The organism is Roseibium suaedae (assembly GCF_900142725.1).
Lineage (GTDB): Bacteria > Pseudomonadota > Alphaproteobacteria > Rhizobiales > Stappiaceae > Roseibium > Roseibium suaedae.
In genome coordinates this window covers 121791-131184 of the sequence record NZ_FRBW01000007.1, presented here as the reverse complement: position 1 = coordinate 131184, position 9394 = coordinate 121791, and the positions used below count along the sequence as shown (strand labels likewise).

The window sequence follows — 9394 nt, the reverse complement described above, 5'->3', positions numbered from 1 at the left end:
CGAACGGCGCGTCTTCGCGGATCTTCGCCAGAGCGATCTCCGGCACGACCGTGAAGTTGGAGAAGGTGGACGTGCCCATGTAGTGCAGGATCTTCTCGCCATCCATCGTGGTGAAGCGCGAGGAGCCATCCGGCATCAGGCCAGCACCCTGCGTCGAGCGGATCGACTGGCACAGGTTGGTCTTCGGGTTGAGGCAGTATTCGCACTGGCGGCACTCGGGCGTATAGAGCGGGATCACATGATCGCCCGGCTTCAGGGTGGTTACACCCGGACCGACTTCCACGACAACACCCGCGCCCTCATGGCCCAGGATCGCCGGGAACAGACCTTCGGGATCCGCCCCGGAAAGCGTGAACTCGTCCGTGTGGCAAACGCCCGTCGCCTTGATCTCGACCAGAACCTCAAAGGCCTTCGGACCTTCAAGGTTCACCGTCGTTACCTCAAGGGGCTTGCCCGCCCCAACCGCCAAAGCCGCTCTCGTCTGCATATAAAAACTCCGGGTTTCCTCCGTCCGCCGCTACGGAATCTGGGTGCGGCAGATCTGTTCCCCCGACTATAAGAGCGGGGTCCAAGCGGACAATTGCGACCTTGGTGTGGGTTTTGTACCGCCCCTCCCCGGGCCAAGATCAACCGGTCAAGTCATGGGAGATAAAGACGATGGCGCGCATGTTCCTTGGTGCCCTGGCAAGCCTCGCCGTTCTGGGGGGAAGCTTTCTGCACAGCGCTCATGCGGCCGATTTCTCCGATCCGAGCTGGCCCTGCCAGCAGCGCAAGGTCGAGCGTCTTTCCGCGGGCCTCATGTGGCCGAACCTCATTCCTGACCCAGCTGCGGAAAAGCTCCAGCCGGAGGCGCAGGCGCTTGCGGACAAGCTGGCCCTTCGCCGTATCTCCCTGGACGAAGCTGCCCCGCTGATCGAGACGTTCCGGAAAGCCCATCCGGATGCCGCACCGGACGACATGAGCCGGATCTTCCTTGCCGTCTTTGACCGGATTTCCGCAGACCGCAGCCGCATCATTTCCGGCATCGAGCGCTACTCGCAAAAGCAGATCGCGCTGTCGGAGCGGATCGAGAAATCCCGGACGGAAATGTCCACGCTGATGGCAAAGCCGGAACCGGATTACGATGCAGTCGACAAGATCGAGGTACAGATCGATTGGGATGAACGGGTCTATACGGACCGTTCCAAGTCGCTGACCTATATCTGCGAGACGCCGGTTCTCCTGGAAAAGCGGCTCTACGCTCTTTCCAAACTGCTTCAGGAAAAACAATCCAACTAATTGATCCTGAAAGATATTACTCCCATTCCAGTTCTGAATAGGCAGCCGTCGCATTGCGGGGATTGTAGAGGCCGAACAAAGCCCAATTCGCAGCCTCGCCCTCGCCAATATGACTTGCCGCCCTGCTGAGCGGCTCACCGCGGGCAATGGCCTCTCGCGTGTCGCGGGCAAGCACCTCCAGATAGTGGCGCAAGGGCTCTATCCCCTCTGGTGAGGCAAGGACTGGCCCTCCATGCCCCGGCACAAGTTGCGTGACGGGAAGCTCCGTCAACTGCTCCAGCGCCGCCTGCCAGCCTTTCAGAGATCCATCAAGGGCTGGCGCATGCCGGTCGAACAGAAGATCTCCGGCAAAAAGAGTTCCGGTCGCCTCGTCCAGAACAGTCAGATCGGACGGGCTATGGGCCAGCGGCCAGCTCCTGAGCTGCAACCGGCGCTCCCCCAGATCGATTACCGTCTTTGCCTCCTCCGCAGAGTTATCCGGCAAAATGACGCGCGTTCCAAGAAATGCGGGATCGCCGATCAAACGGCCGAAAGAGGCAAGATAGGACCCTGCCCGGTCCTCCAGCGCCCTTGCCAGCGCGGGATGGCCGACGACACTCGCGCCCGCCTCCCTGAAAACCGAGGCCCCGAGGACATGATCTGGATGCATGTGGGTCAGGATCAGATGGCTGACCGGAAGATCAGTCTGGTGCCGGAGGGCACGGTAAAGCCGCTCGCCGGTCAGGCGCGATCCGCCCGCATCAATGACCGCAACAGAGGTCTTGCCGATGATGAACCCGCTGTTGGAAACGTCTCCCGCATTTTCCGCCCCCGGCTCTTCGATCCGGCCTTCATGCACGAAAACGCCGGGGGCAATTTCCGTAACGGAGAGCGCCGTGCCTTGATGCTGGCAGCCAAGTTTGCCTGCCAGGTCATCCTGACTTTCCGGCGCAAGCCCTTCTGGCCAGCCCTGCGGCAGCTGGAAGCGGGCAAGGTCCGCCTCGCAAGTCTCCCGCTCCGCGGTCTCGTGACCGGGGATCAAGACCTCACGGCAAATGGGCGAGGCCGTTGAAGCCGGGCCGGACGAGATTCCCGAAGGGCTTGCTGCAAGGCACAGGGTGACCACCAGTTCAAACATTGCTCGGCTCCAGGTTGCCCCCAGCCTCTTCGTCCGCAAAGCCCGAGGCAACATAGCCGGAAGGCTGTATTTCCCTAGCGTCAGAGCCGGACTAAACTGATGCTCCGGAACAGCATGTGCCGGCTGGCCAATCGCAGATCCTGAGACTTCTGGCACTCGCCCAGAGCTTCCTAGCGTTTCCCGGTGTTTCCTTGGGAGGAAGAACGGGGGAGGAAGAACGGATCCGACCCGGCCGGCGGGAGGATCTCATGACCAGATCGACGACCAAATCATCGAGTGGATTAGGCACGGCCACCGCAGGGTTCGCTGCCCAGCGCCTGACAACGCTCACCGCCCTCGCTCTGCTTCTTGCAGTATCCGGCCCAGCGCTGGCGGAAGATTCCGCGAAGACTTCCTCTTCAGGAACGCAGGCCTTAGCAGCGAAGGCAGACCCGGTTGCTCCGCCCTTGCAACCGGGCAGCACCTGGGACGATCTGAAGGCGGATATTCTTGGCAAGGTTATGCCGAAAGAAGCCGATGGCATCGTCTCGCTCGAGGCACCCTACCGCGCCAATGACGCGGCGACCGTTCCGATCGTCCTGTCCCAGCCCAGCGCCGCTGCGCCAAGGATCCAGTCGGCGAAACTGATCATCGACGAGAACCCGGCCCCCGTGGCGGGCACCTTCACCTTTGGTCCGGCGATGCACCCGTTGAACATGGAGCTGCGGGTGCGGGTCAACCAATATTCCAATGTCCGCCTGATAGCCGAAACCGACCAGGGACCGGTGATGACCGGCCGCTTCGTCAAGGCGTCAGGCGGCTGCTCCGCCCCGGCAACACGCGATCCCCAGTTGGCGCTGTCGACCATGGGCGAGATCCGCGTCCGCAGCTTCCCGAAGGCGGAGGCAGCAGCCGCCATGTCCACGCCGGACGGGCAGCGGCGGGAAACCCAGGTGATGATCCGCCACCCGAACTACTCCGGCCTGCAGCGGGACCAGATTACCCAGCTTTTCATTGCGGCCCATTTCATCGACAAGCTGACGGTCTATCAGGGCGATGACCTGCTCTTTTCCATGGAGGGCGGGATCTCGATCAGCGAGAATCCCGTGTTCCGCTTCAGCTACACCGACAATGGGACGCCTGACCTGACGATCCACATGGAAGACACGGAAGGCAACAGCTGGGACAAGACCTTACCCAAGCAAGTCGAAGGGTAAGGGACGCAAGCCCCCCCGGAACAGGGCGGGATCAGGTTCGGATGACCAGTCGGCCGTGGCGCCTTGTGCGGCGGAGAATGCTTGCTGAAAGATCAGCGGAGATCAGGCGAGACCTTCCCCTTTGGCACACGCCAGACAAATGGGACAGAAGCACTCCCCTAGAAACAGACGATATCCGCTTCTGCCTGGGCACGGCGGAGGTTTGCGACAAGCTCCCGGGCGCTGGCGGCCTGGGAGAAGATCGCCATGCGTTCCCCCCCGGTCTGGCGCATGGACAGCACGGTTGCCGCCTCCACGTATTTCTCATAGGGCAGAATGGACGCGATCACGTCGATGGAACAGGAACACCTGCGCAGCACGTCGCTGCTCTGGCCATTGGTCGCCATGCAGCCGAAGACATAGTCCGCTCGCGCTTCGGTGGGATAGTCATTGAGCTGATCGGCCATGGATTGCTTTGGTCCTGCGGCCAGAGCGGATTGCCCGGACGAAAGCGCCAAGGCCAGCACAAGCGTCATCAGCCCAGCGCCAAGTGCCTTTATTCCACCCGCACGAACAAATGAGAACATTTGGAGAACAGAGCCTCGCTCCAGGTCAATTCTGCGCTGCCGGATCATTGGGTCACCTCCGGAGACGCCGCCCCCTCCGCAGGACCTGCCCCTTCCAGATGAAGGCTGAGCCGGTAGGCCTGATCCTCCCCTTCGGCACCTGGCGTATCGGCCGTGAGGTCCAGATACCAGCCGGGCACCTCCGGGGAGACCGTTACGGTCAGCACAAGGTCTGCAAAGCCCGCCATCCGGTCCCGGTTCGGATCCGATTTGAATGGCCGGAGGATCAGTTTCTGAACCGGAACGTCCTTGCCCAGATAAGGCTGGCTTGACGTCTCGACGGGCACGCTCTCCAGAAGCGATGCCTTCACCCTGTTGCGAATGTAATAGGGGCTGCCGCCTGCCGTGGCGGCCATATCCCGCACAACGGTCTCGACAAAATAGAGGATCAGCGGATTGCCAACAGATGCGGGAAACTCGGCCAAGGTGCGAAACGGACCGCTCTCTTCCCCTTTGGGCGCAAAGCGCAGTTCAGCCATGTTCTCCGGGGCAAAGGCAAGACGAAGGGTGCCGGAGGTCTTTTCGCCAATGTCCGGCCGCCCCTTGGCCGAGACATCCTTGCCATAGGTCAGAACGTCCTTCCGGTCGATGCCATCCAGCGTCCCTTCCTTGAAGATCAGGTCATAGGTGGCCGTATCCTTGTCCTTGACCGGTGAGGCAGCCTGAAGGGGCCCCGCCAGAATCCCGAGTACAAGAGAAAGACCGGCGAGGCCGGCCAGAAGTCGGCGCATCAAACGGCGCATGTTCATTCCTCCCAGATGCATCTGGCGCAGCAGCAAGGCCTCCTCCTTGCAGCCGCAGCCAGTCTGCCAATTCCGGTACCGAGCCTATCCCCGCTGTCCCGCCTGTCACCGCAGACAAAGGTCGGCGTTGCAGAGCCACTTCCGCTCAGGCGCCCTCGTCCTCGTCGTCTTCCTCCTGGCGCACCGAACTGGTCTTCCAGTCAATCAGAGGCCGCAGCCGGGAAAGCTGCACCGGCTTGGTCAGGATGGTGAAGTCATGCTGCTTGCTGTCGGCGGCAAGCGTGTCCTCGCGGCTGGCCGTGATCATCACCGCTGGAATATGCGCCCCCGTCTCCCGGCGCAGGGCCTGAATGGTCTTGATGCCGTTGTCGTCGCCGTCGAGTTGATAATCGGCAAGAATGATATCCGGCGCCATTCCCAGCTCCCGGACCTGCGCCAGCGCTTCCTCGGTTGAGGCGGCTGTCAGAACGCTCGCTCCCCAGCTTTCCACCTTGCGGGTGGTGGCAAAAAGAACATCCGGATTGTTCTCGACAATCAGAACGATGAGATCCAAATCTTCCGCCGGGAAGGAGCCGTCTTCCGCATCTCCAAAAACATTGGCCGGGTCTTGGGCAACGACAGGCAAGGTGATGGAGAACACCGAACCGATGCCCGGCTTGGACCGCACCGCAACCGGGTGCCCCAGCCTGCGGCAGGCCCGGTCGACGATGGATAGCCCCAGCCCCATGCCAAACCCGGCCCCATCCGACGTCACGCGGGTGAACTCGGAGAAGATCCGCTGCTGGTCCTTCTTGGAAATGCCGATCCCCGTATCCCAGACTTCCAGAACGACCTGCCTGCCATGTCTGCGGCACCCCACGAGCACACGGCCGCTGGAGGTATACTGGATGGCGTTGACGACGAGGTTCTGGATCGAGCGGCTCAGATAGCGCTGATCGCTGCGCACCCACAGGCTGCTCGGCACCACATCAAGACGTAGCCCCTTTTCCTCGGCGAGACCCGCATAGGCTTCCCTTGCGCCGATCATCAAGTCACCAAGGCAGAAATGCCCGACGGACATTTCCGTGCCGGTGGAATCCAGCCGGGAGATATCCAGCAGCGCATGAAGCAGGCTCTCGATGGACACGAAGGACCGGTCCAGCCGCTTGACCGTATCGCCGATCTCCAGATCCCCTGCATGTTCCGACAGATGCGAGATGAGGAGCTTGGCGGCGTTGATCGGCTGGAGAAGGTCGTGGCTGGCAGCGGCAAAGAACCTCGTCTTGGAACGCATGGCGTCTTCGGCCTGCTCCTTGGCGATGCGCAACTGCTCGTCAATGCGGACCTGTTCTTCGTTCTGCCGCTGCAACCGCTCATTGGCGCGGGTCAGCTCAAGGGTCCGCTCCTGCACCCGCTGTTCGAGCATCTGGGTGGTCTGGACCTCGGCGGTGATGTCCATGACATTCATGATGTAGCCCTTGTCGGGCAGGCCATGAATGCGGATGTCCAGGATCTCGCCGCTCAGGTGACGGACCTGTTTCTTCAGCCCCTGCCCGGTCCGGATTTCCGCCGCCCAGCGGGCAAGCTCCGGGACCGGATCAGGACTGGAGAGGAGATTGTTGCGCAGGATGAAATCAAGGATCTGGGCAACGGCCGTGCCCTTGCGCACCAGGGGCACCGGCAGGCGCAGCAACTCGCGGAACCGCTCATTGTGGATCAGCAGAGACCCTTCCGCGGAGAAGGTGCAGACCCCCTGGGTCATGTGATCAAAGGCGGCCTGAACGAAACGGGCCTGCTCATCGATCAGCCGGTCCTTCTCGAACCGGCTTTGCCGGACCACGCTGGTGATCTCTGTCGACAGAAGCACCACCTTGCGGTCGCTCGCCCGCTTGTGGGTGATCTGGTACCAGCGATCTCCCCGCAGGCCGAAGACCGGCGGCACGATGGAGCCATCAGACCGTTCCACACCCATGCCCCTCGTGGCGGCGGGTCCTGCCGCCGAAGGGTCCCAGGTCACTTCCTTGCTGTGATAGAGCGCATCCAGATAGTCCTCGATCCGCAGACCGGGAATGATCACCTCGGCAATGTCGGGAACAAGCCGCTTGAACTGGTTGTTGCAGATTTCCAGTTCACTGTCGGAGAACAGCGCAAAGCCGCCTTCCATGGCCTCCAGAGCGTCAGCCAGATTGCGCTGCGTCTGTTCGCGGGCAAATTCCGCGATCCGGAGCTGATTGCTGGCCCGCCCCAATGTATCCAGCGCCCGCTCGAGCTCCCGGTTCTTCTCCCAGACCTCGCCCTGAAGTGCGATGGCGGACTGGAACAGGGAATAGGCGGAGCCGCCGATGTCGTCTTCGCGTGTGGCCCGCTGGATCAAGGCATCAATGATCTTCGCCTGCCGCTCGACCTGAACCTCGAGCGGCTCCTGGGGATCAATCAAGGCCCCCTCCCGAAACCGGCGGATAGAAGGCAACGCCGACGAAGGTCTGGTTCACATGGACACCCAGATGCTGCTCGCCGTAAGTGTTGAAGCCCAGAACATTGTGCTTCTTGAGGATCTGCGAGGCATCGTCCACCAGGCCGTTCAGTTCGATCTCCAGCTTGCGCAGGAAACAGTCGAAGCCAAGGATGAAATCCGGCTCCCGGCCACTGGTCGATGCCTGCCCGAGGCCGCTGTCCAGCATGGAGAGGATTTCCGTCCCCTGTCCAAGGGTCAGGACGAGGCCATCATCGATGGCAGACAGGAACCAGAGGCCACCGCCTTCTTCCACCTGCTGAATGGCGCGCACGTGCCAGCTGTTGCCATTGCGCACAAGAACGGGATTTTCGGCAAAGATCTTCGGCGACAACTCATCGATCGACCGGCCAACGCAGCGGGCATATTCCCGGGCAGCCGGAGCGCCGTTGATTTCCAGCACCAGCCGCTCTTCCGGTACAGCGCGCGTCACCACCATACGGGTGGAGGTTGGCACGAAATGGTCAAAGCCGAGACCGCAGAAATCCAGATCCGTCTCCAGAAGCAGCAGGAGACCGGCGTTTGTATGCGCCTCCCCGCCATGAAGGACAAAGGTCTCGTCGAAGGCCAGCCCGTGACCGGCAGACCCGCCGAAGACAGGCACATTGCCGAGCCCGGCCTCCAGCGCGGAGACCAGGAGGTCTTCCTGCTTGGACAGGCCGTCGGCAAAAACCAGCGCCACCCGCTTCCAGTTGGCGGTCGGCCGGAACCGTGTCGACAGGGTCCGGGCCTGATTGGCGGTCTTTTCGATGGAGATGGGCTTCAAGGGCTTGAACAGCGCCGAAGAGCAGCGGAAGTGCTTCTTGGGAAAGGCGATCACGAAGAGCGCCGAATTCTCGTAGCCCTGGCTCGTGATCTGACCGGCCGTGCTGCATCCGAAAATGGTCGTCTGCGGCAACTGGCTGGCAAACTCGGCAGCGACATCGCGCGGATCCAGATGATCCGGCACGAAGACCAGCATGAAACAGGCTGCCGGAGGTGACAGGTTTGCTGTCGCCTCCGCAACGGCTTGCGAGGCGTCCCCCGCATAGGACAGGCCCACCTCGACAGTCTCCGGCCTATTCCGCCGTCTTGCCTTGCCGGAATGCGCCAGCCCCGGAGGGGTGATGTTCATGTTCATCTGACCCGCTTAGCTCAGGAGGGCACGGGCATCGGAATCAGACATAGGAGGCAATCCGGCAGAGAGGCTTGCGCTCCTCACCAGAACCGCCGCCTGCGTGCGATTGTTGACCCCGAGCCGGCGCAGCAGGGCCGTGATATGCGCCTTCACCGTCGCTTCTGCGAGAGACAGCTCATAGGCAATCTGCTTGTTGGGCTTGCCGGCACAGATCAGCTTCATGATCCGGTTCTGCTGCGGGGTAAGCTCGGCAATCTTGTGAGCCACCTGCCGGGAATTCATTTCCTGGGCAGCGGTCCGCTTGGGCGGGGTAAAACCGGGCGGCAGGAACCGCCGGCCTTCGCGCACATCCAGAAGCGCCTGCTGCAGGATCTTGTGAGTGGCATCCTTGGGAATGAACCCCGCTGCGCCTGCAGACAGAAGTGCACTGATGGTCTCGTCGGAAGATTCCGCCGAAATGACCAGTACCGGAACATCCGGCAGCTTGCTGCGCACCTTCAGGAAACCGCTCAGCCCAGTGACATCGGGCAGTTTCAGATCCAGCATCACCAGATCAGGCTGGAACCGCGTTCCAACCAGGCGCAATCCCTCCTTCAGCGATGTAGCGGTCTTGACTGAACGCGAGCGGAACAGCTTCTCCAGCGTCGCCGCCAGCGCGTCGCAATATAGTGGATGATCGTCGATAACCAGAATGGACTTGATCACAAGCTGGTCTTGCGGATCGCATTTTGTGCTCATCCGGCTTCTCCTCCCTAGAGACTTCAGAGAGTAGCAAGGCAGAAAGGCAACGATCAAGAAAAACCCTTGCAACAACTACACATACGCGGAAAAATTGCACGAAATACAA

Annotated in this window: 9 protein-coding genes; 2 read left to right on the top strand and 7 right to left on the bottom strand. The window is 61.5% G+C overall.

Annotated elements, in window-relative coordinates; translation table 11 throughout:
- Positions 1-487 (bottom strand): alcohol dehydrogenase catalytic domain-containing protein (locus BUA94_RS21905; RefSeq protein WP_175558104.1); only part of this gene is annotated, 487 nt, incomplete at its 3' end.
- A gap of 170 nt (positions 488-657) precedes the next feature.
- On the opposite strand from BUA94_RS21905, the gene BUA94_RS21900 reads away from it, so the two are divergent.
- Complete coding sequence (locus tag BUA94_RS21900) at positions 658-1278, top strand: hypothetical protein (RefSeq protein WP_235860672.1); 621 nt, start codon at positions 658-660, stop codon at positions 1276-1278.
- Between the two features lie 16 nt (positions 1279-1294).
- Here BUA94_RS21900 and BUA94_RS21895 read toward each other — a convergent pair whose 3' ends face one another.
- Complete coding sequence (locus BUA94_RS21895; RefSeq protein ID WP_073015504.1) at positions 1295-2395, bottom strand: quinoprotein relay system zinc metallohydrolase 2; 1101 nt, start codon at positions 2393-2395, stop codon at positions 1295-1297.
- A 248-nt stretch (positions 2396-2643) separates the two neighbouring features.
- Here BUA94_RS21895 and BUA94_RS21890 point away from each other — a divergent pair, with 248 nt between their 5' ends.
- On the top strand, positions 2644-3591 hold the full coding sequence (locus tag BUA94_RS21890; protein WP_084082189.1) for a quinoprotein dehydrogenase-associated SoxYZ-like carrier: 948 nt from the start codon (positions 2644-2646) through the stop codon (positions 3589-3591).
- Between the two features lie 158 nt (positions 3592-3749).
- Here BUA94_RS21890 and BUA94_RS21885 read toward each other — a convergent pair whose 3' ends face one another.
- The 5 genes from BUA94_RS21885 to BUA94_RS21865 all read right to left on the bottom strand — a co-directional run bounded on the left by BUA94_RS21885 (position 3750) and on the right by BUA94_RS21865 (position 9285).
- Positions 3750-4097: a hypothetical protein gene (locus tag BUA94_RS21885; RefSeq protein ID WP_139251251.1), complete on the bottom strand. Its 348-nt coding sequence runs from the start codon at positions 4095-4097 to the stop codon at positions 3750-3752.
- A gap of 104 nt (positions 4098-4201) precedes the next feature.
- Complete coding sequence (locus BUA94_RS21880) at positions 4202-4939, bottom strand: hypothetical protein (RefSeq protein WP_175558103.1); 738 nt, start codon at positions 4937-4939, stop codon at positions 4202-4204.
- Positions 4940-5084: 145 nt separating this feature from the next.
- Positions 5085-7355, bottom strand: a complete 2271-nt coding sequence (locus tag BUA94_RS21875; protein ID WP_073015503.1) for a hybrid sensor histidine kinase/response regulator — start codon at positions 7353-7355, stop codon at positions 5085-5087.
- Positions 7348-8544 (bottom strand): FIST N-terminal domain-containing protein, encoded by a 1197-nt coding sequence (locus BUA94_RS21870; RefSeq protein ID WP_073015517.1) that lies wholly within the window; start codon positions 8542-8544, stop codon positions 7348-7350. The genes BUA94_RS21875 and BUA94_RS21870 overlap by 8 nt, the downstream gene beginning before the upstream one ends.
- 15 nt (positions 8545-8559) lie before the next feature.
- Positions 8560-9285: a response regulator gene (locus BUA94_RS21865; protein WP_073015502.1), complete on the bottom strand. Its 726-nt coding sequence runs from the start codon at positions 9283-9285 to the stop codon at positions 8560-8562.
- Positions 9286-9394 lie beyond the last annotated feature (109 nt).